Origin of the sequence: Pseudomonas sp. FP198 (assembly GCF_030687895.1) — a bacterium.
In the GTDB taxonomy this organism is placed as follows: domain Bacteria; phylum Pseudomonadota; class Gammaproteobacteria; order Pseudomonadales; family Pseudomonadaceae; genus Aquipseudomonas.
The window spans coordinates 5,019,132-5,041,140 of record NZ_CP117452.1; the positions used below are offsets into that span (position 1 = coordinate 5,019,132).

The following is a 22,009-nucleotide window of genomic DNA, read 5'->3' on the forward strand; positions in this document are numbered from 1 at the left end:
GAGCATTTGCACCGGGATATTCAACCAGTAAGGGAACCGAGCACTCAAGAATGGCGAACGCGCGCCGCTTGGAATTCTTATGAACTTCTAAAGCGGTGAGCGTCGCCGTTTTATGCACTCAGCCAACGGCCTGGCTGAAGATGATCTTTACCTCTTGCAGGCCGTGCTGAAAGGCAAACTCACAGCCGAAGCAGCATTGGCCGGTGCCGCTGCGGCGCAAAGCCCATTGCGCATTGCCAACGCGCTGCTGGAGCTGGAGACCACGGTTAAAGAAAAGCAAAGACCGGGTACTGCTCGACTTCATTTTTGCCTTGCTGCAATCGAAAAAAGTGCCCAAAGAGTTGAACCGTTTCAGCGCTTCTGTGGGCATTCCAGTTTTTGCCCCCCACAACAGCACACAGCGCCAACCAAGATCACCGCCGCAAACCACTCTGCCGCGGCGCTCTACGCAAAATCAACATCGCAATAAAAACCGCACCGACTATCCCCACCGAGATCATCAGTCCATGCGCGCTGACGTAGGACACTGTCGCACCCGTGGCAATGGGACCCAATACGCTACCCAAGGTGTAGAACATCGCAATGGCCGTCATGGCGGTGGACACTTGATGTTCTTCAACCCGGTCTCCCGCCTCGATCACTGCCAGGGTGTTCATGCCGCCGATGGCGCCGCCCCACAGGAACACGATAATCGTCGCCAGCCAAGGAAACGGCTGGCTGAGCGGGATGGCCAGCGTACCCAGCAAAAGTATCAAGCCGCAGACTAATTGGCCGACTTTGTACGAGCTGCGGTCGGCCATCCAGCCGATCGGCAGTTGCAGGACGGTGCCGCCAATGCCGAACACCGATATCAGCAGGGTGGCGGCGGTCAACAGATAACCGGCCGAGAGGCTGTAGCCTGCAAGGAATGATACGGATGACGTTTCGGAAAAGCCTGCGATAAACGCGCCACACAGCGCCGTGGGGATGACGCTGAACAACTTGCCATGGCGTTTTTCCGCTGGGGTTTGCGGTCGCGTATCGTAGTCCTTGAGGGTCAAGGCCAGCGCGCCGGATAACAACACGATCAGGGCACAGGCATAGTAAGGCGCGGTACTTTCCACGCCGAACACAACCAACACCAACGGGCCAACAGCAATACCCAGGCCCATCAAGGTCTCGTGTACGCCGATCGCCCGGCCGCGTTCGTCTTTTGAGGCGACCGCGACGATCCACGTATCGCAGGCGATCCAGCGCAGGATCAAGCCGATACCGAGCACGAAGTTCAGCGAAAAAATCAGTACCAGATGGGTAGTCAGGGTCATGCCGATCAGCGCGGAAATCGTCAGTGCTGCGCTGAGGATGTTCGTCTTGACGAGGCCCAGATGGGCCAACAAGCGGGGAACCCACTTGTAGAGCAACAGGATCGCTAACCACGAGGCACTGACAATCACCCCGATCTTTGCCGGCTCGACCCCTTGCTGCTCCAGCGAAAGCGACAGCAGCGGAGTGACGGTACCAATCTGCACGATCTGCGACAGGGCCGAGAGGGTGTTTATCTTGGTGAGCGCAAACCAGCGTTGTTTGTCGGTGTACTCGATACTGGTATTTTCCATTCGTGACCGACCTTGGCTAGACAGCGGTAAAGTGTTCGAACTGCCACGGGCAGAGCTCACCTTCAGGCTTGTGGAACAGCGCATTGATGGTGTCCAGGGGCGTCCAGTCGGTCTGGATGCCTTCGAGACAGCCGAGGAAGGGTAGAGCAATTTCCAGCACCCGACGATGATCCATCTGTTCCGGCTCGACGATTCCGCGGTCGGGGTTTTCGATGGCCCAGATGATGCCTGAGTACACACCGGCTGCCACTTGCAGGCTGGTGGCCGTGTTGAACGGGGCAATCTGCCGCGCCTCGTCGATGCTCAGGATCGAACCGTACCAATAGGCGTTCAGGGCGTGGCCCATGAGCAGCACACCGAGCGCGTCGACACCGCCTGGAGCGATCTCATCGTTCATGATCCGCTTGCTGTCCTGGAGCTTCCAACCTCTCCCGACATATTCGTGCACCGACAGCAGTGCATCGTCGCAAGGGTGGTAGGCGTAATGCACAGTTGGCCGGTACAGCAGCACGCTGCCATCCTTGACCGTCAAAAAGTCGGGAAGCGAAATGGCTTCGTTGTGAGTGATCAGCAGGCCAGTGCAGGGGCCGCCGTTGGGGGTCCAGGTTTTCACTGGCACCGAGGCACCGGGGCGCTCCAGGTAGATTGCGTTATTTGAACCGAACTGGTGATGGCGAGCGAAGGGTGGCCAGGTTTTCTCATGGGACCCCCAGCCCAGTTCGGCGGGCTGTCCGGCTTCGCTGACGAACCCGTCGACTGACCAGGTGTTGACGAATTCGTCATCAGACTTGATGCGTGACGAGCGTTGAGTGTCGCGTTCAGCGATGTGTATCACCTTTACGTTCAGCGCCATCGCCAGCTCGCCCCAGGCCAAGCGCCCCTCGGTCTCAGGCACGGCCACGCCGAGTTTCGCGGCGAGCTGCAGTAATGCGGCTTTGACGAAATGCGAGACCAGGCCCGGGTTTGCACCGTGAGTCACGACCGCAGTAGGGCCCGGCCCAAGCTCATCTCCAAGGGCCAGCAACTGGTCGCGCAACGCGTAATTGGAGCGCTGCGAGGTGGTCAGAGTGGGTTCGTTGTAGGTGCCCTCCCAGGGTTCGATGCAGGTATCGAGATAGAGCGCGCCTTGAGCATGGGCAAATCTGATCAGGTCAGCGCTGCTTACATTGACCGACAGGTTGACGATGAAATCACCAGGCTGGACCACATCGCGCAATACGTGGCCAAGATTCTCGGGCGTCAGCGCCACGTCGATAAAACTTACCCCCAGTTCAATAAACGGCTGGTGTTTCTCTATCTGCGGAGCGATGACCACAACCGATGAGAGATCGAACGTGCGCGCGCGGACAAGCAGCCCGATGGTCGCTTTGGTGATCGAGCCGAAGCCGATAAACACCCATTTTTTGCCGGAAAAACTCGCTTCCTTGCTCATTTCAAATGGCCTCTAGAGTGGACTCGGTTGCGTCCAGGTGCTGGCTGCCAGGGGTGGCGGTCTCGCTGAAATCCGGTAGGCGTCCGGTTGCGAAATACCGCTCCCATTCGCAAAATATCTTGGGCACGTAAATCAACGGCATGTCGTGTCGATACAATGTCTTCACCGACTCTGCAAACGCCGGGTCCTGATGATTGGCGAACCAGTATCGATTGTTGTCATGCAAGTAGACCGGGCACTTTCCAACGTCAGTCATATTGATGTAATTGCCCAGCGTCTTCTCAGCGATACGCTGCCAGCCATGTAAGACTAATTCATAGAGCTGAGCGCGCTCTGCCGAGTTCAACTGGTACACCTCGCGCTTGAATTTCTGCAAGCTCATGTCCCGACAGAACATTGAAAAGGCATATACATCGGAGTTGAAGTTGACCGCCGGAATCGGTGCTGACATCAAAGGGTCATAAAGCTCGTCATCCAGATCATCTGATTGCGGACAAAACGCCACTGCGTCAAAGTCTTCGAACAACACTTTAACGTTGGTGACCGGGCACGTCAGATAGAGTTTCTTATTTAGAGCGCGGCCCGTAGCCAACTCTTCGGCAGAGAACTCACTGAGCGGACTGAATAGCGCAGACAGACGCCGAACTTCTTGAGCCACGCCGTACGTGTTTTGCTCTGCGCTGGTGGTCGGGCAGATGATCAGGCAGGCTACTGCTTCTCTGGCCTCAAGCGCTCGGATATAAGCCTCAACGCTATCCCTGGCCTCTTGTGCGGTTCGAGCAATAGCCAGCATATAACGATTCTTACTGAACTCTCGCCTGCCCGCCGCGCACCCCAAGCAACTGATGAACCAATCTTTTACTTCATCCAGAATTTTTTGATCGTCCATGAACCACCATCCTGATTGCGTTCCAGGTTTATGACAGACCGGCATGAGAACGGCTTGATCATTTTGGATCCAGCCCGGGTACGAAGCGATTAGTACACGGGGAAGATTCTTAAAACCAATACTTTTAAGAAATAAGGTTATAAAAATGCTTAAGACTCAATGCGAAGGTTCATAGGACTCCGGCCTATGCGCACAACTCGCGAATGATGAATGGGCGTGTTTCTCGCAGTTACGTCCTCCTACCCCTAATGCGAAGAAACATAACCCGACGCCGCAGCCCCCTCCGGCAACGCATAAGTCGCCCTCATCCATTCCACCTCGGCCTGCGGCGTCCGACCAAACATCCGCTTGAACTCGCGGCTGAATTGCGAGGCGCTCTCATAGCCGACACTGAACGCCGCCGTCGAGGCGTTCATGGTGTTGCGCAGCATCAATAATCGCGCCTGGTGCAGGCGGGTCGACTTCAGGTACTGCATGGGTGATGCGCCCGTCACGTTGCGAAAATGCAGGTAAAAGTTGGGGACGCTCATGCCGGCTTCCTGCGCCAGGGTTTCGACGTCCAGATGCTCGTGATAGCAACTGTGGATCTTGCGTATCGCCCGGGTGATCTTGCCGAAATGTCCCCGGCGACTGAGGGCGGCGCGCATCGAGCCGCCCTGTTCGCCGGTCAGGATTCGATAGTAGATTTCCCGCATCAGAGACGGGCCCAGTATTTGCGCCTCGCCCGGACGGCTCATCGCCTCGAGGAAGCGCAGCGTCGAGGTGCGCAGCGGCTCATCCATGGGCGAGGCGTACATGCCTTTGGGCTGGGCGTCGCTGGGGCCGTGGGTTTCGTCCACTTGCAACATGAGTTCGCTGGCCAGTTGCAAGTCGAGGCGCATGTAGACCGCCAACATGGGTTCCGAGGCGCTGGCGTCGGTCTCCATGGTGAATGGAACGGGGACAGACACCACCAGGTAATGCTGGGCGTCATAGACATAGACGTCATCGCCGAGATAACCGCGCTTGCGCCCCTGGCAGAGGATCACGATGCCGGGTTCATACAGCACCGGCGTGCGCGTCAGGGGGCGGTTCGAACGCAGGAAGCGGACGTCGTCCAGCGCGCTGAGGTTGTAGCCTTCCACCGGTGCGAGCTGTTCCATCAGCTGCACCATGCGCGCAGCGGCCTGAGTCATCGAAGTCCCCTTTTTGCTGGCCGTTCAACTGTCGGTCGAACGGGTCAGCGCTTCCCATTGATCAATCTCACTGGCGGCACTACTCAGCTTTTCCCGCACCAGCTTCAGCGCATCACTGCCCAACAGTAAATGCGCGGGTGGCGTCGGGCTGGCAATGATCTGCAGCATGGCCTGCGCCGCTTTCCGCGGATCGCCCAGTTGTTTGCCGCTTTTCTCCACGCGCGCTTTACGTATCGGATCGAAACTGGCGTCGTAGTCGGCAATGCTCCGCGCCGTGCGCTGCATCGAACGGCCGGCCCAGTCGGTGCGAAACGAGCCGGGCGCGACGGCCGTCACGAAGATGTTGAACGGTAGCAGCTCCTTGCTCAGCGTATCGGAGAGACCTTCGAGGGCAAACTTGCTCGCGCAGTAATAGGAGATGCCCGGCATGGTAATCGTGCCGCCCATGGAAGTGATATTGAGGATATGACCGGCACGGCGCTGGCGAAAATACGGCACGAAGGCCTTGGTCACCGCCACCGCGCCAAACACGTTGACGTCGAATTGACGACGCATTTCCTCCAGTGGCGACTCTTCGAAGATGCCTTCGTGGCCGTAACCGGCGTTATTGACCAACACGTCGACCGGGCCGTGGGCAGCCTCCGTCGCCGCCACAACGGCGTCGATTCGATTGAACTCGGTGACGTCCAGGATGACGCCATGGGCACGCTCCGTGGACAGCGACTCGAAGGCCTGCAACGCCGCCTCATTGCGCACTGTGCCGATGACACGGTGGCCCGCTGCAAGTGCCTCCTGCGCCAGGGCGTTGCCCAGGCCACTGCTCACGCGGTGATGAATAGGGTTTTTCTGCCATGCATGGCGAACTCCAATGGATAAGCGAGAGGCCATGGTAACGATGGAGAAATGTCCCACCTATGCCGGTTTGCCTTGGGGCATTGCCCATTCCTATCAGCGCGTCATATACCGGGGCCGATCACTTTTCAACGGCTGGATAAAGCCGCATCGATTTTGTGGCGAGGGAGCTTGCTCCCGCTGGGGCGCGCAGCGGCCCTACGATTTTTCGGTCGCTGCGCAACCGAGCGGGAGCAAGCTCCCTCGCCACGGTCCGATCGTTGATCATGACAATGGCCCGAATGGACAATAGCTCGACCCTGTTTATACCCGCAAAGCGATGTAGGGATAGTCAGCAGTTTAAAAGTCCAAGCTCCTACATGAAGCACGGAAAGCGCTGTCTTGTGGCGCTTGAGCTAGGCGGCCTATAGTTCCTCGTCGCCCCGATGGCGACTCGGGTTTGGCGACCCGGCAACGAGGTGCGAGAGCGATCTGCTTGTTTGCAGGCGTCCCCGCATCAGCGATACTGCCACCACAATGGCAGTTGTACGCGGGAGATCTCCGGGTCTGCCGGTACCTCGTTCCGGTTCGCCAACCTGCGTACGGCTGCCACCATTCGTTTGGCGACGATTAGTTGGTAGCTCTCACTTAATAACGAGGTTACAACTCATGACTCGATACATGCCCATCACCGGCGTCGACTGCGTTCCCGCTACCCTGCTGATCGACACCGAAGCCCCGCTTGATGTTCTCTTCGAAACCGCTGACTACCGCATCCGAACCGTGACCCAACTGCTGGAAAATATCGCGTTCCGTTCAGAGATCAGCTCCGACACGCTGGTGCTGTCCGACTTCTGCAAAATGCTGACAATAGCGCTGCGCGACGGGTGCGATGTGATGGATGTGATTGGCAGACGATTGCGGGAGCAGGCAACTGAATGATAAAAAAGGGGCGACCTTTCGGGTCGCCCCTGTCATTCAACGCTTTATCAGCGCACGCCTTACTGACTGTTTCATCTAGTAGCTACGGCAAAGACGTCCACTACAATCAGGCGCATGACCCAGATTAACTCCGTCCGGAAGCGAGAATCTGCTGAGGACTGACCAACCTGACCGAAGCGCCTTCATCACCAAACCCGGTGACGAATTCCTGCGGTATCCACATTATCCTTTGAGTTTCATTGGCGGATATGTTGAAAGCACGGACCCGAGCCTCCGGGGTATACCTAAACTATCCTCTAAGTGCCGTTTACGCTACCCCACCTCCTCCTCTATGCCCCCAACAAAGTCCTCAATAATTCGCCTATCTGAGTCATTTTTTGCAGAACGACGTAACACGGGGACTAGATAATAGAGTAACAATTCGCGCCTAGCAGCATCTTTCGGCAGAGCTTCCTTAACACAGCCGACCATAGAAGCTACAGACATGATAGATGCGAACGCCTCGTATCCTCGATAACCTGAAAAAGGCAGCTTTTTAAAGAAATGATTCGCCAAACGCTGCTGTTCAGTTTTTTTCCATGATCGATGGGGTAGAAGAAAAATTGCCTCCCCCCATTCATCAGATTCTATTGGATATGTATCAATCAACCAGTCGGCAGCTTGATCGGAGCTCATTTTTGAAAGCTGTTTACACAGTTCCGCCTGTCGTGCGTCCATACCAAACCTATTTAGGGTTAAACAAATTTTGGGGCAGCCCAGAGTTATCTTTCAACGAAGCAGGCGGCTTGTAATGCCCTGAGCTGTTATCCCACTTCGTTATAGTGCCTCGCTCTGGTCCTTGGTTGTTCCCGAAGCGAATAGAGCCCGCGTATTTAACGTCTTTACCACCACTAAGCCCAAGATGGGTTGAAAACCCTTCGTTGATATTCGGCCTACTAACTTTAATAGTCCCATCCGGCAACGTAACAAAATCATATGAGCCTGAGGGAGTAATTCTGCCGCCTGCTTGCCCTTGGAGCCAATACCGCCCTGACTCGTCCTGAACCAGAGTTCTTATTGGTCGCTGTGCGATAGCTGGATCAGACGGAAAAACGTTAGTAAGTGTGCCACGCTCAGTAAGATTCGGAACAGTCTGCACCTGTGGTTTACCGCCAACGGCACCACGTCAGTTCAGGAGAGGGAAAACTTTCTGCGTAAAAAAGAGACGCATCTCACAGGATGCGTCCAAATGGCTTGGCTGACCCGCGCTTCCGCAGTTTTCAGGCCTGCCGTTCAGGTGGAGGAAGGCGCGTTGCCCAACGCCGGCACGACGGGCGGCACCGTGCGCTGTCGATTCGACAGCGGCTGCTCCAAGGCGCCTCGTCCATAAAACAGCAACGCCATCAACCAACAGCTCAACCAGACAAAAATCCCGGCCCAGAAGGTATGGGACATGTAGTGCCAACCCTGCAGGACCCGCGTCGTGCCATAGACGAACCCCAAGGCCAACGCCCCATACATCACCGCCTTGGAATGACGCCAGCGATAACGACGGGCGACGAAGTACAGCGCCAGCAGGGTGAAGCCGCCGGACGCATGACCACCCGGCCAGCAACGGCCGTCACCGGCGACTTTCAGCAGGTCGAAATTCTGGAACCATTCCTTGTGCTCGATCTTGCCGGCGTATTGCGTGGTTTCCACCGGGCAGTACACGCTGGTATGGCCCTTGAGGTAATGGATAACCCCGGTACTGAGCGAAAAAGCGAAGACAACGTAGAGGAAATCGCGACGGTGTTTGTAGGCAAAACGTAGCGGTTTGGCCAGTCGGGTTCTGTCCAATACGCGAAGTAGCCCAGGGCGTTTTTCCGGTGTGAGCAGCGGCCAGAAAAACGACAGCACGGCGCCGATTATGGCCGCCTCCCCCGTCCAGTTCGGAATGGCCCGGGCCCATTTGTGAGTGATTTGCTCGAACAGCCGCACATGCCCCAACGGAAAGACCTGATGCAACGGGTCATAGAAAAGATTGCTGATGGTTATGTCGATACGGGTCAGATCGAACAGCAGGAACACCACGGCGGCACAGGCCAGGGGAATTCCGAGGTTGAGCCCGTAGAAACGGGCGCGGGCAGACGTCAGCATGAGCGGTCCTGGTCGTGGGAAGAATTACTGGAATGTCACCGAGCGCCAGTCAGGGGCTTCGATAAAACCGAGCAACCGTGGCGCTTGTGGCTCGGCGATGGAAACGAACAGCGAGGCGCCATAGCCGAACGTCGAGGTCGGGCGCAGAAGCGCGGTTTCCATCGCCTGCATGCATTCGCTGTGGGTGACCAGGATCAGGTTGCGACCGGCCACTTTGTGGGCCAGGGCATTGCGCAGCAAATCATGTCGGCAGTTGAACAGCCAATCATCACCGGCACTCACCTTGTTGAACATGTACCCCGCCGTCTGCGCGGTGCGCACCCGTGGGCTGTTGTAAAGGTCAACGTGGTCCAGGCCCAGCTGTTCGAACCGGGCCCCGAGCCCCACCGCAACGGCACGGGCGCGGTCGGTGATGCCTTCGCGGTCACCCAGGCACGCAGCCTTGGAGTGGTCGCAGCGCTCGACATGGCGCACCAGCACGATCATTTCGCCCTTGGCCCAGCCATTGGCCAGGGCCCGGGCGCCGGCGACGTTGCCGTGGGCCAGGTCCGGCACCGCTGCCGGGCTGAGTAGCCACAGCACCAATGGCACAGCCAGCAGCGCTGAGGCAAGCACGACCACGGTGTTTTGGTAACGGGCAAAACGGCGCCTGTCGATCGAGCGCGTCAGGCCGAAAAGACTCAGTCTCAGTTCCACATCAAGCCGCCCCGACGGCATCCACCCAGTGATTCGATGGCGCGACAGTAGAGAGGCCGACGTAGGCAGGCAGTGAAAGCGATGTGAAAAAAAACTTCGGATTCAACGATCGCGCCGCTCACAGCGCTCGATCAGTTACCTCGCCATCCACCAGCCGCCGAATCCCTAGCGGATTGCCGTTCTGCAATGCGGGGGGCAACAACGCATCCGGGTAATTCTGGAAACACACCGGCCGCAGGAAGCGATCGATGGCCAACGTGCCCACTGACGTTCCTCGTGAATCGGATGTCGCCGGATACGGTCCGCCGTGCACCATCGCCTCGCACACCTCCACCCCGGTCGGATAGCCGTTGAGCAGGATCCGCCCGACTTTTTCCTGCAGTACTTCTGTCAGCCAACGGTACTCCAGTAATTCGTCAGCCTCGCCGATCAACGTGGCCGTCAATTGTCCGCGCAGGCCGTGCAGCGCCGCCGCCAACTGTGTCCGATTCTCCACTTCGATGACGATGGTGGTCGGCCCGAACACTTCCTCCTGAAGCAATGCATCGCCCTTGAGCAACAGGCTGACATCGGCCTTGAACACCTGCGGCTGTGCCTGGTTGCCCTGTTGCGGCTTGCCCGCCAGGTGCGTCAGGCCCGGATGTTCGAGCAGCTCACCGAGGCTGCGGCTGTAACTGGCCAAGGTGCCCGGGTTGAGCATGGTTTGTGGCGGTTGCTGGTTCATGCTCGCGCAGAAGCGTTCCAGGAACAGGCTGAGCTGCGGCGAGCGCAGGCCAATGACCAAACCCGGATTCGTACAGAACTGACCGCATCCCAACGTCACCGAACCGGCCAACTGCACCGCGATCTGCTCGCCGCGTACCGCCAACGCTTCGGGCAGCAGGAACACCGGATTGATGCTCGACATTTCGGCGAACACCGGAATCGGCTGTGGCCGGGTGGCGGCCATGTGGCTCAAGGCGTTGCCACCCTTCAGCGAACCGGTGAAGCCCACCGCCTGAATGGCCGGATGCTTGACCAGCCATTCACCGACACCCCCGCCATAAATCATGTTGAACACGCCGGCCGGCATTTCAGTTCGTTCAGCGGCACGGATGACCGCGTCCGCCACCCACTCGGCAGTCGCCATATGGCCACTGTGGGCCTTGAACACCACCGGGCACCCCGCTGCCAGCGCCGAAGCGGTGTCGCCGCCAGCCGTGGAAAAGGCCAGCGGAAAGTTGCTCGCGCCAAACACCGCCACCGGCCCCAGGGCGATGCGGTATTGACGCAGATCCGGACGTGGCAGTGGCTGGCGATCGGGCAATGCGCGGTCAATCCGCGCACCGTAGAAGTCGCCACGACGCAGCACGCTTGCAAACAGACGCAACTGGCTGCTGGTGCGACCGCGCTCCCCTTGAATGCGCCCGGCAGGCAATGCGGTTTCGCGGCACACGGTGGCGACGAAGTCATCGCCCAGCGCGTCGATTTCCTCGGCGATTGCATCGAGAAACGACGCGCGTTTTTCCGCGCTCAGATTGCGGTAATCCGGATAAGCCGTAGCGGCAGCCTTGGCGGCGGCATCCACTTCGGCTTCGGATGCCTGGAAGAAGGTGCCGGGCAAGGGCTCGCCGGTGCTCGCATCGAAGCTTTGCAGTTGCAGGGTGCCGTTGGCGCTGCGACGGCCGCCGATGTAGTTGTATCCCTGTGGCAATGTCATGAGGGCATTTTCCTGTTGAAGGCTTAGAGCGCACGCACCTGGCCGATGGGCAGCGGCTGGGCACTTTCGCCGATACCGTTGACCAGCGGCGCACCGAACTCATCGAGGCTGATCCGGAAGCGATCCCCCGGCTGTGTCTTCACACCGTCGGCGAATGACAGGGTAGCGGTGCCGAAGTAATGCACATGCACATCACCCGGTCGCAAGAACTGCGCGTACTTGAAGTGGTGAAATTCCAGGTTGGCCAGGCTGTGGCACATGTTGTCCTCGCCGCTGAGAAAAGCCTTCTCCCAGAGGGTTTCGCCATTGCGCTCGATGCGACTGGTGCCGACCAGATGCCTGGGCAGCTCACCGACGCGCAGCTCCGGGCCGTAGGAGCAACTGCGCAGTTTCGAGTGGGCGAGGTACAGGTAATTGCGCCGCTCCATGACGTGGTCGGAGAACTCGTTACCCAAGGCATAACCGATGCGATACGGCAGGCCATCGTCGCCAATCACATAGAGGCCCGTCAGCTCCGGCTCTTCGCCGGCATCTTCGGCAAACGGAGGCACCGGGAAGTCCGCGCCGGGGCGCACGACGATGCTGCCGTCACCCTTGTAGAACCATTCCGGTTGCGCACCGACCTGCCCCGGCGCCGGCTTGCCGCCCTCGATCCCCCATTTGAAAATGCGCATGGTGTCGGTCATGCCGGCCTCGACCTCACCGTCATGCTGGTGCATCTTGTCCCGCGCCGAGGCGCTGCCCAGATGTGTCAGGCCGGTGCCGCTGATCAGGCAGTGGGCTGGGTCTTCGTGATCCAGCGGCGGCAGGACTTTGCCTTGGTGCAACAGCGCTGCGTAATCCGGGCCCGGCTCGGTGCCGCGCGAAGCGACTTCTTCATGCAGGCTGCGATTGCCGCGGATCGCTGCAAGCGCCAGTTCACGGGTATTGCGGGTTCCTTTGAGCACTTGAACAAGTGCCCCATCGACGACGCCGACCTGGCGCTCTCCGGCGGTATTTTCAAATTGAATCAGGCGCATGGTGGCCTCCAGAAATCAGGGTAGGCGCCGCTCATGTAGGTAACACTGTTCACTCAAGGCAATCGACCAATCCGTGGCGAGGGAGCTTGCTCCCGCTCGACTGCGAAGCAGTCGTAGACCGGCGGGCGCGGTGTGCCTGAGGCTCCGCGTTCGGTAGGTTTGGGGCCGCTTCGCGACCCAGCGGGACAAGCTCCCTCGCCACAGGTCCATCATCTTTTCTTGAGTGAACAGCACTACGCTCATGTACGGCGCGTCCAGGTCACTCGATGATGTTGAAGTCGCTCAGGTATTCGTCGGAGATTTCCAGGCCCAGGCCCGGAGTGTTGTCGTCGAGCTGGATGTACCCGTTGACCGGTTGCGGCTCGCCCTTGAACACGTAGTAGAAGAGTTCGTTGCCAACCTCGACGTCGAACACCGGGAAAAACTCCGCCATCGGCGAGGCGGTGGTGGACATCGTCAAGTGGTAGTTGTGCATCTGCCCGGCATGGGGAATGACCGGCACCGACCAGGCTTCGGCCATGGCGTTGATCTTGCGCGCGGCAGTGATGCCGCCGACGCGGTTGGTGTCGTACTGGATGACGTCGACGGCGCGGCGTTCCAACAGGTCTTTGAAGCCGTAGGAGGTGAACTCGTGCTCGCCTCCGGAGATCGGCATGATCCCCATCTTCTTCAGTTCGATGTAGCCTTCGATGTCGTCGGCGATCACCGGTTCTTCCAGCCAGCGCGGTTCGAACTCGGCCAGCTTCGGCAACATGCGCCTCGCGTATTCCAGGGTCCAGCCCATGTAGCATTCGAGCATGATATCGACGTCAGGGCCGGCCAGCTCCCGCAGGGCGCGCACTTGTTCGATGTTGCGGCGCATCCCCGCCGGACCGTCTTTCGGACCGTAGCCAAAGCGCATCTTCAGCGCGGTGAAACCCTGGTTGAGATAGCCCTGGGCCTCTTCGAGAAACAGATCGAGGTTGTCGTTGGCGTAGAGCTTGGAAGCGTAAGTCCAGATCTTTTCCTTGGTGCGACCGCCGAGCAACTTGAACACCGGCTTGTTGACGGCCTTGCCCATGATGTCCCAGATCGCGATGTCGATCGCCGAGATCGCCGCCATGCCGATGCCTTTTCGGCCCCAGGCGTGACTCTGACGGTACATTTTCTGCCAGATGTATTCGTTGTCGAAAGGGTCTTCGCCAATGGCGATCGGTGCCAGATAGGTGTCGATGATTTCCTTGGCCACACGCGGCGCCAGGGCGCAGTTGCCGATACCGACGAGGCCGTTGTCGGTCTCGACTTCCACCACCAGCCAGCCGTGGAAACGGAAGGAGCCCATCGCGTCGCCGCGCTCGAACAGGATGTCGCTGGCGTTGGTGCAGAAGTGCGCCTGGGGCGGGACGACTTTGCCCTTCCACTCGAAAACGCGGGTACGGATCGCTTTGATTTTCATGAAAATACAGTTCCTTGGGCTGCGGCTTCTTGTCATTGTCGGTCGTGTGCGCAGAGCCTTTTCAGGAGGGGCTCCGGCATCCGATGGGCCGACTTTAGCCAGCGTCCGAGGACTGCGGATAATCACTTATGCGTATCCGGCGATAACCTGAGGTGATAGCGCATCCGGGTAAGAGGGCAGATCGGGTTATCAGCCATACACAAACAAATGTGGGAGCGAGCCTGCTCGCGAAAGCGGTGTATCAGCCACTGGAAATGTGTCTGTACTACCGTAATCGCGAGCAGGCTCGCTCCCACAACGGACCGTATTGCTTTCAGGATCAGTGCCGGTTGCGCCCCATCCGGCATGCGATTTCGAAGGCCTGACGCGTAGCGCCGACGTTGGCCTTGCCCTGCCCCGCGATATCAAAAGCGGTGCCGTGGGCCGGGGTGGTGATCGGAATCGGCAAGCCGCCCTGCACCGTCACGCCACGGGAGAAGCCCATCAACTTGATCGCGATCTGGCCTTGGTCGTGATACATGGTCACGACAGCGTCAAAGGCATTGGCATCGCCCTGGACCTTGAGAAAGATCGTGTCTGCCGGATACGGCCCTTGCGCCTCGATGCCCAGCGCCCGCGCCGAACGTACGGCCGGACCGATGATGTCCAGCTCCTCGCGACCGAACGAACCGTTGTCGCCGTTGTGCGGGTTCAAGCCGCAAACACCGATTCGCGGTTGCTCCAGGCCATTGCGCTTGAGGGCGGTGTCGATCAGTTGAATCGCTTCCACCACCCGCTGCTCACTGAGCAGACCCGGCACTGCGGACAGGGCCACATGGGAGGTCACGCGTGAAGTCCAAAGATTGTCGAGCACGTTGAATTCGCAGAACGGTCCGTGGAAATCCAGCAGCTCGGCAAACCAGTGCAGTTCATCGCTGTGGGCCATGCCCGCCATGTGCAGCGAGGTCTTGTTCAGCGGCCCGAACAGGATCGCGTCGGTGGCCCCGGCTTCGGTCAGGCGCAGGGCCTTTTCCAGGGTGTCGAGGCTGTAGCGACCGCCAATCACGCTGGCCTCGCTACGGGGGAACTCGCCGACCGTGTCGCCGCGAAAGTCATGGAACAGTGGCGTGTCATCGACGAACTCCAACACGTCCAGGGTCTCCACCCGGCGATAAGGAAACTCGCTGCCGGCGATGCGCATGCCGCGAAGCATTTCCGCTTCGTCGGCAATCAGAATGATGTTGGCCTTGCTGCGGACCTCGGGCTCGGCGAGCAAGCGTGCAATCAATTCCGGGCCAATGCCGGCCGGGTCACCCAGGACCATGGCGATAGTGGTTTTTTTCATGCTTCACTCCTCAAGGGTCCATGCCACGCCCGGTCATGACGCAAAGCTCGCGTCCTGAGCCATGACGTGTACCCCGTTTGTTATTGTTGTGAAATGCCGTCGGCCTGAGACGTTGCCGAGCACTATCGGAGGCCTGGCGATAACCGTCTAATCAAAACTTGAAATCAGGTGATAGCTTCGGGTTATGGCACGGCGCGCTTTCAGCCTTCGCGTTCTATTTCTGCTTGTTTCAAAAAAGGCCCTAGCCCTCGACTCTGGACGATGTCCACCGCTCCTTTTCGCGAGCTATAACCCCAGGCTATCGGTGTATGTATTGTTTTGACTAGACGCGGCGCCGGCACCTTTCCACACTCAGGCCAGGCTTGCGGCTTCATCGCGCAGACAAGTCACTCATAACAACGACAAAAACGAGGCCCATCATGCGAAATGCATTCGTCCGTCGCACATCGCGTCTTCTTCTAGGCGGCGCCCTGACTGCCGTCGGCGTCCTTCCCGCCCTTGCTCACGCCGCCTGGCAACCGAACAAGAATGTCGAAATCGTTGTCGCCGGCGGCCCGGGTGGCGGAACCGACCAGCTCGGTCGCCTGATCCAGTCGATCATCACCACCCATAAGCTGCTCGACGTCAACACCATTGTCCTCAACAAGGGCGGCGGCAACGGTGCCGAGGCCTTCCTCGACATGAAGATGAACAAGGGCGATGCAGAGAAACTGGTGATCGCCACCAATAACGTTTACCTGTTGCCGCTGGTTTCCAAGCTCGGCTACCAATGGCAGGAACTGACCCCGATTGCCGCTGTGGCCGAAGATGACTTTATCCTCTGGAGCTACAAGGGCGCGCCGTGGAAAGACGCGAAAGGTTTCTACGAAGCGGCCAAGACCGACCCGGCGAAGCTGCGCATGGGGGGCAGCCAGTCCAAGGACGTCGACCAGACCCTCACCCTGCTGCTCAACCAGACCAACAACAGCAAACTGGTGTACATCCCGTTCAAGAGCGGCAGTGAAGCCGCGACCCAACTGGCCGGCAAACACATCGCGGCCAACGTCAACAACCCCAGTGAAAGCATCAGCCAATGGCGCGGTGATCAAGTCGAACCGCTCTGCGTATTCAGCAAGGAGCGCATGAGCTACACCGAGAAAGTCGCCGGGAACAAAAGTTGGGCCGATGTTCCAACCTGCCACGAACAGGGCCTGGGCATCGATCAGTACCGCTTCCCGCGCACGGTGTTCATGCCCGGCGATGTCAGTGCCGAACAACGGGCCTTTTATGTCGAGCTGATGCGCAAAGTCACGCAGACCGATGAGTTCAAGGCCTACGTCAAACAGAACGCGCTGGTGCCGACTTTCCTCGAAGGCGAGCCCCTGACCGCCTACATCGAAAAGGACGTCGCCCGCGTCACCCCGGTGTTCAAGGAAGCCGGCTGGCTGAAAAACTGAAGTTGCCAGGGCCGCTCGCCCCAGGGCGGTCGTCACCTACTGGAGGTGTTTGATGTCCCATTCTTCGGATTCACCGGCGCTGGTCGGTACCCGTTGGGTCGAGCTCGGCCTGACGCTGTTTACTACCCTGCTCGGTGCCGTGGTGATGTTCGGCAGTGTCGAACAAGGCATCGGCTGGGGCGATGCCGGCCCTGAACCGGGTTACTTCCCGTTCTATATCGGCCTGATATTGAGTGCGGCGAGCGTCGCCAACGGGGTCTTGACCGTGGTGCGCTGGCAGGCTCTGAGTGTTGCGTTCCTCACCCGCAGTGCATTCAAGCAAGTGCTGTCGGTTTTCGTGCCCATTGCCCTGTTCGTCGGTGCAATGCCCTTCACCGGCATCTACCTCGCGTCGGCCGGCTTCATTGCCTGGTTCATGTGGCGCGACAAGGTCCGCGCCAAGCCTTACGGCAAGTGGATGATCGGTGCGGTTGCCCTCGGTGCGGCGCTCGCCAGCTACCTGATTTTCGCGCTGTGGTTCAAGGTCCCGCTGGATGCCGGCCCAATAGGCGACTGGATTGCCCTGGCCGGGAGAACCTTCAAATGAGCGAGTTCGATTCCCTGTTGCAGGGCATGAACCTGATCCTGACCCCGGGCCACATCGGTCTGATGGTGATCGGCGTTCTGCTGGGCATCCTGGTCGGTGTGTTGCCCGGTCTCGGCGCTCCCAACGGCGTGGCACTGTTGTTGCCGTTGACCTTCACCATGTCGCCGGTATCGGCGATCATCCTGCTGTCGTGCATGTATTGGGGCGCGCTGTTTGGCGGCTCGATTACCTCGATCCTGTTCAACATTCCTGGCGAGCCGTCATCGGTGGCGACTACCTTCGACGGTTACCCGATGGCCCGCGAAGGCCGGGCTGCCGAGGCGTTGACCGCCGCGTTCAGCTCGGCGCTGATCGGTGCGTTGTGCGGGGTGTTGTTGCTGACGTTCCTGTCGACAAAAATCGCAGCGTTCGCCATGTCCTTCAGCTCGCCGGAGTTCTTCGCGGTGTACCTGTTGGCGTTCTGCACCTTCATCGGCATGAGCAAGAACCCGCCATTAAAAACCGTGGTCGCGATGATGATCGGCTTCGCCATGGCGGCAGTCGGCATGGACACGGTTTCCGGCAACCTGCGCCTGACGTTCGACCAGCCGATCCTGATGACCGGGATCAGTTTTGAAGTGGCGGTGATCGGCCTGTTCGGCATCGGCGAAATCCTCTGCACTGTGGAAGAAGGCTTGGTGTTTCGCGGCGAACACGCGCGCATTACACCGATGGTGATCTTGCGCACCTGGGCCAGATTGCCGCGTTACTGGTGGACGATCGTGCGCAGCACACTGGTCGGTTGCTGGATGGGCATCACCCCCGGCGGCCCGACGGCGGCATCGTTCATGAGCTACAGCCTGGCGCGACGTTTCTCGAAAAGCCGCGACAACTTCGGCAAAGGCGAGATCGAAGGGGTGATCGCCCCGGAAACCGCCGACCATGCTGCCGGCACCAGCGCGCTGCTGCCGATGCTGACGTTGGGCATTCCGGGTTCCGCCACGGCGGCAGTGATGCTCGGTGGCTTGATGATCTGGGGCCTGCACCCCGGGCCGACGCTGTTTGTCGAGCAACACGATTTTGTCTGGGGCCTGATCGCCAGCATGTACCTGGGCAACGTGGTCAGCCTGATCGTGGTGTTGGCCACCGTGCCGCTGTTCGCGTCGATCCTGCGGATTCCGTTCTCGATCATCGCGCCGATCATCATCATGGTCTGCGCCATCGGTGCGTACTCGGTGCACAACTCGTTCTTCGACGTGGTACTGATGCTGGGCTTCGGTGCGCTGGGTTACCTGTTCAAGAAACTCGGCTACCCGATCGCGCCGCTGGTGCTGGCGGCTGTACTGGGGGACAAGGCCGAAGACGCATTCCGTCAGTCGATGCTGTTTTCTGACGGACAGCTGGGTATTTTCTGGTCCAACCCATTGGTGGGCAGCCTGACCACCGCCGCGCTGCTGATGCTGTTCTGGCCGCTGATCTCCAAGGCGCTGGGTCTGCTGGTGGGCCTGCGTAAACCCCACGTCGCCGAGGCGAAATCATTGCTGTGACTCGGCACTGCTGGTAACGCCTGGCATTTATTGTCAGGCTTGCCACGGACCTTCCAGCGAGCACCGCCCATGACCCGAATTCCTGTTGCCAATGTCATCCATAGTCGACTGCGTCTGCGCCAACTGCGGCTGATGCTGGCATTGCAGGAATTAGGTTCTCTGCGCCGCGCAGCCGACCACATCGGCATGACCCAACCGGCTGCCACCAAAATGCTGCACGAAGCCGAGGACTTGCTCGGCGTCGAGTTGTTCGAACGCCTGCCCCGTGGCATGCGCGCCACCCCATTCGGGGAAACCGTCATTTACTACGCGCGCATGGTCTTCGCCGAGCTCAGCGGCATGCGCGAAGAACTGGTGGCACTCGAATCCGGCAACCTCGGCCGGGTGGCAGTCGGCGCCATTCCGGCACTGGCTTCGGGGCTGCTGACGCGCACCATCGCGACCCTGAAACAAAGCCATCCCCGGTTGTCCATGAGCATCCAGGTCGACACCAGCGACGTGCTGGTGCAAGCGCTGTTGCAGGATCAACTGGACATTGTCCTGGGCCGGATTCCCGCCGGTGCCCGCGCCGAAGAGTTGCTCTTCGACAGCCTCGGGGAAGAGGCGCTGTGTGTCATTTGTGGAGCGCAGAATCCGTTGGCGCAGGCGACCCGACTGGGCTGGGCCGAGCTGCAGAGCATGACCTGGGTGTTGCAACAACACCCGAGCCCGATGCGCGCAATCATCAACCAGGTGTTTCACAACGCCCGGGTCGATATCCCCAGCAGCATCGTCGAAACCACCTCGATCATGACCTTGCTCTCATTGGTCCAGCAGACCGACATGCTCGGCGTCACCCCGATATCGGTCGTCGAGGATTATCCAGGTCGTGACTTGCTCGCCGTGTTGCCGATCAAGTTCGAAGCCCGGTTGCCACCGTACGGATTGATTACCCGCCGCCATCGCATTCAGTCATCGGCGATGCAGGCGTTCATGAATTCGGTACGTGCCGAGCATGCGTTATTGAACTGACAGGCCCGCGTCAGACGGCCGATCAGCCAATCGACGAGGCCAGCCCTGCATGAACTTTTCTTCACCCCACGCCCTCGCGGGATTCGCTAACATCGCCTCGCTCATTCAAGAAACTAAGGTTTTAGCCCGCTCTCCCGCGGGCTTTTTTTTTGCCTGGATTTCAGGCCGCGTCGCCCGCTGTGCCCCCTGCCTTTCCCGATGTGGAAAAAAATCTTACAGATCCCTCCGTTTCCGCCGATAAACCTCCGTTACACGTTTTTGCTGGCTCTTAACAACAACAATCTTCCAGCCAACCGACGATAAGCAGCACAACGTTCCTGGAGGAATTTGATGAACAGCTGGTTTGGCAACATTAGCGTCAACATGAAATTGGGCCTGGGCTTCGGCCTGGTGCTGGTCCTGACCTGCCTGCTGGCCCTGACCAGCTGGACCAGCCTGGGCGGCCTGATCGACCGCAGCAACTGGATGAGCGACATCACCCAGCTCAACGCCGGCCTGACCAAACTGCGCGTGACTCGCCTGCAATACATGCTGGCCAACGGTGACGAAACCGCTGCACAGAATGTGCAAACCACCCTCGACGGTTTCGTCGCGCAACAGAACGCGCTGCTCAACAGCTTCAAGAGCCCGGAAAACGTCAAGCTGCTCAGAGAGCAGAGCGCGACCATCAGCGCCTATCAGGTGTCGTTGAACAAAATGCGCAGCGCTTACCGCACCGGCAACAGCGCCCGTGATGTCATGGGGGCGAACGCCGAAACGGCCTACAAGCTGATCGAGGCCATCGACGCCGACGTGAAGCAAATGGCCCTCAACGATGAACGCTTCGCCCAGTTCCAGGCCATCACTGAAGCCAAGCAGGCGTTCATGCTCGCTCGTTATGAAGTGCGCGGCTACACCGCCAACCCCAACGCCGATACCGAACGCAAGGCCTTCGCCCAACTGGACGCGGCGATTGCTTCGCTCAAGCCGCTGAACGAATATTTTGCCAGCGTCCATCAGGACGAACTGCGTCAGCTGGAAACCACCCTGGTGCAATACCGCAGCGCCGTGCAGGCCTTCAAATCGGCCACGGCCGACGTGGTGCAGGCGCGCAAGGAAATGACCGACCAGGGCGCGACCATCGTTTCCCTGAGCGAACAGCTGTACCAGATCCAACTCGACCGTCGCGACGCCGAAAGCGCCCAGGCGCGGACGTTGCAACTGGTCAGCACGTTGCTGGCGTTGTTGGTCGGCATCATTGCCGCCGTCATCATCACCCGCCAGATCACCCGTCCGCTGCGCGAAACCCTGACCGTGGTCGAACGCATCGCCAGCGGCGACCTGTCGCAGGATGTGATCGTTACCCGTCGCGATGAACTGGGCGTACTGCAACAGGGCATCGCGCGCATGGGCGTGACCCTGCGCGATCTCATCAGCGGCATCCGTGATGGCGTGACTCAGATCGCCAGCGCCGCCGAAGAATTGTCGGCGGTCACCGAACAGACCAGTGCCGGGGTCAACAGCCAGAAAGTCGAGACCGACCAGGTCGCAACCGCCATGCACGAAATGACCGCCACGGTGCAGGAAGTTGCCCGCAACGCCGAAGAAGCCTCCCAGGCAGCGGCCGCCGCCGACGGCGAAGCCCGTGCCGGCGACCAGGTGGTCAGCGAAGCCATTGCCCAGATCGAACGCCTGGCCAGTGAAGTGGTGCGTTCCACCGACGCCATGAGCGTGCTGCAACAGGAAAGCGACAAGATTGGCGCAGTGATGGACGTGATCAAGGCCGTGGCCGAACAGACCAACCTGCTGGCGCTCAACGCCGCCATCGAAGCCGCCCGCGCCGGTGAAGCCGGTCGTGGCTTTGCGGTCGTCGCCGACGAAGTCCGTGGCCTGGCCCAGCGCACCCAGAAATCCACCGAGGAAATCGAAGGCCTGGTGGCCGGCCTGCAAAACGGCACCCAGCAAGTGGCCGCCGTGATGAACAACAGCCGCAACCTCACCGACAGCAGCGTGGCCCTGACCCGCAAGGCCGGCGTATCACTGGAGAACATCACCCGTACGGTGTCGAACATCCAGTCGATGAACCAGCAGATCGCCGCCGCCGCCGAGCAGCAAAGCGCCGTGGCCGAGGAAATCAGCCGCAGTATCATCAACGTGCGCGACGTGTCCGAACAGACCGCCGCCGCCAGCGAAGAAACCGCGGCGTCCAGCGTTGAACTGGCGCGGCTGGGCAGTCAGTTGCAGCAGATGGTCAGTCATTTCAGGGTTTGATTACAAAAGCGCCCGCTTCCAACAGAAAGCGGGCGCTTTACGTAG

At 59.5% G+C, this 22,009-nt stretch carries 18 protein-coding genes and 2 pseudogenes; 8 read left to right on the forward strand and 12 right to left on the reverse strand.

Translation table 11 applies throughout. The features are described 5' to 3' along the window. Window positions 1-112 precede the first annotated feature (112 nt). Window positions 113-469 carry a hypothetical protein gene (locus PSH78_RS22855; RefSeq protein ID WP_305496966.1) on the forward strand — a complete coding sequence of 119 codons (357 nt, stop codon included), beginning with the start codon at window positions 113-115 and terminating at the stop codon, window positions 467-469. On the opposite strand, the gene PSH78_RS22860 is transcribed toward PSH78_RS22855, so the two are convergent. From PSH78_RS22860 to PSH78_RS22880, 5 genes and pseudogenes are all read right to left on the reverse strand, one after another. After that, window positions 414-1,595 carry an MFS transporter gene (locus tag PSH78_RS22860; RefSeq protein WP_305496967.1) on the reverse strand — a complete coding sequence of 394 codons (1,182 nt, stop codon included), beginning with the start codon at window positions 1,593-1,595 and terminating at the stop codon, window positions 414-416. The two genes, PSH78_RS22855 and PSH78_RS22860, sit on opposite strands and share 56 nt — an antisense overlap. Before the next feature lie 16 nt (window positions 1,596-1,611). Next, window positions 1,612-3,027 carry a saccharopine dehydrogenase C-terminal domain-containing protein gene (locus tag PSH78_RS22865; protein ID WP_305496968.1) on the reverse strand — a complete coding sequence of 472 codons (1,416 nt, stop codon included), beginning with the start codon at window positions 3,025-3,027 and terminating at the stop codon, window positions 1,612-1,614. Between the two features lies 1 nt (window position 3,028). Then, window positions 3,029-3,916: a hypothetical protein gene (locus tag PSH78_RS22870; protein WP_305496969.1), complete on the reverse strand. Its 888-nt coding sequence runs from the start codon at window positions 3,914-3,916 to the stop codon at window positions 3,029-3,031. Between the two features lie 245 nt (window positions 3,917-4,161). Next, window positions 4,162-5,091 carry an AraC family transcriptional regulator gene (locus tag PSH78_RS22875; protein ID WP_305496970.1) on the reverse strand — a complete coding sequence of 310 codons (930 nt, stop codon included), beginning with the start codon at window positions 5,089-5,091 and terminating at the stop codon, window positions 4,162-4,164. Between the two features lie 24 nt (window positions 5,092-5,115). Beyond that, window positions 5,116-5,948, reverse strand: a pseudogene (locus PSH78_RS22880) (oxidoreductase). 643 nt (window positions 5,949-6,591) lie between these two features. Here PSH78_RS22880 and PSH78_RS22885 point away from each other — a divergent pair. Then, window positions 6,592-6,864 (forward strand): hypothetical protein, encoded by a 273-nt coding sequence (locus tag PSH78_RS22885; RefSeq protein WP_305496971.1) that lies wholly within the window; start codon window positions 6,592-6,594, stop codon window positions 6,862-6,864. Window positions 6,865-7,176: 312 nt separating this feature from the next. Here PSH78_RS22885 and PSH78_RS22890 read toward each other — a convergent pair whose 3' ends face one another. From PSH78_RS22890 to PSH78_RS22920, 7 genes are all read right to left on the reverse strand, one after another. Then, window positions 7,177-7,581, reverse strand: coding sequence for a hypothetical protein (locus tag PSH78_RS22890; protein ID WP_305496972.1), 405 nt, complete (start codon window positions 7,579-7,581; stop codon window positions 7,177-7,179). Between the two features lie 555 nt (window positions 7,582-8,136). After that, window positions 8,137-8,982 (reverse strand): phosphatase PAP2 family protein, encoded by an 846-nt coding sequence (locus PSH78_RS22895; RefSeq protein WP_305496974.1) that lies wholly within the window; start codon window positions 8,980-8,982, stop codon window positions 8,137-8,139. A gap of 24 nt (window positions 8,983-9,006) precedes the next feature. After that, the gene (locus PSH78_RS22900; protein WP_305496976.1) at window positions 9,007-9,678 is read right to left on the reverse strand and encodes a histidine phosphatase family protein; all 672 of its coding nucleotides are present in this window, start codon (window positions 9,676-9,678) and stop codon (window positions 9,007-9,009) included. Between the two features lie 118 nt (window positions 9,679-9,796). Next, the gene (locus PSH78_RS22905; RefSeq protein WP_305496978.1) at window positions 9,797-11,377 is read right to left on the reverse strand and encodes an aldehyde dehydrogenase (NADP(+)); all 1,581 of its coding nucleotides are present in this window, start codon (window positions 11,375-11,377) and stop codon (window positions 9,797-9,799) included. A gap of 23 nt (window positions 11,378-11,400) precedes the next feature. Continuing rightward, on the reverse strand, window positions 11,401-12,396 hold the full coding sequence (araD1, locus tag PSH78_RS22910) for an AraD1 family protein (protein WP_305496979.1): 996 nt from the start codon (window positions 12,394-12,396) through the stop codon (window positions 11,401-11,403). 259 nt (window positions 12,397-12,655) lie between these two features. Next, window positions 12,656-13,831, reverse strand: coding sequence for an L-rhamnonate dehydratase (locus tag PSH78_RS22915; RefSeq protein WP_305496980.1), 1,176 nt, complete (start codon window positions 13,829-13,831; stop codon window positions 12,656-12,658). A gap of 319 nt (window positions 13,832-14,150) precedes the next feature. Beyond that, window positions 14,151-15,155 (reverse strand): 4-hydroxythreonine-4-phosphate dehydrogenase PdxA, encoded by a 1,005-nt coding sequence (locus PSH78_RS22920; protein WP_305496981.1) that lies wholly within the window; start codon window positions 15,153-15,155, stop codon window positions 14,151-14,153. A gap of 419 nt (window positions 15,156-15,574) precedes the next feature. Between PSH78_RS22920 and PSH78_RS22925 the strand changes: the two genes are divergently transcribed. From PSH78_RS22925 to PSH78_RS26760, 6 genes and pseudogenes are all read left to right on the forward strand, one after another. Then, window positions 15,575-16,591, forward strand: coding sequence for a tripartite tricarboxylate transporter substrate binding protein (locus tag PSH78_RS22925; RefSeq protein ID WP_305496982.1), 1,017 nt, complete (start codon window positions 15,575-15,577; stop codon window positions 16,589-16,591). Window positions 16,592-16,643: 52 nt separating this feature from the next. Further along, window positions 16,644-17,177, forward strand: coding sequence for a tripartite tricarboxylate transporter TctB family protein (locus PSH78_RS22930; RefSeq protein ID WP_305496984.1), 534 nt, complete (start codon window positions 16,644-16,646; stop codon window positions 17,175-17,177). Next, window positions 17,174-18,703, forward strand: a complete 1,530-nt coding sequence (locus PSH78_RS22935; RefSeq protein WP_305496985.1) for a tripartite tricarboxylate transporter permease — start codon at window positions 17,174-17,176, stop codon at window positions 18,701-18,703. The genes PSH78_RS22930 and PSH78_RS22935 overlap by 4 nt, the downstream gene beginning before the upstream one ends. Window positions 18,704-18,772: 69 nt before the next feature. Then, entirely contained in the window at window positions 18,773-19,714 is a 942-nt protein-coding gene (locus PSH78_RS22940; RefSeq protein ID WP_305496986.1) for a LysR family transcriptional regulator, read from the forward strand. A 465-nt stretch (window positions 19,715-20,179) separates the two neighbouring features. After that, a pseudogene (locus tag PSH78_RS26755) lies at window positions 20,180-21,058 on the forward strand (methyl-accepting chemotaxis protein); the annotation flags it as partial. Window positions 21,059-21,259: 201 nt separating this feature from the next. After that, window positions 21,260-21,964 carry a methyl-accepting chemotaxis protein gene (locus PSH78_RS26760; protein WP_370871140.1) on the forward strand — a complete coding sequence of 235 codons (705 nt, stop codon included), beginning with the start codon at window positions 21,260-21,262 and terminating at the stop codon, window positions 21,962-21,964. The last annotated feature ends 45 nt before the right edge of the window (window positions 21,965-22,009 follow it).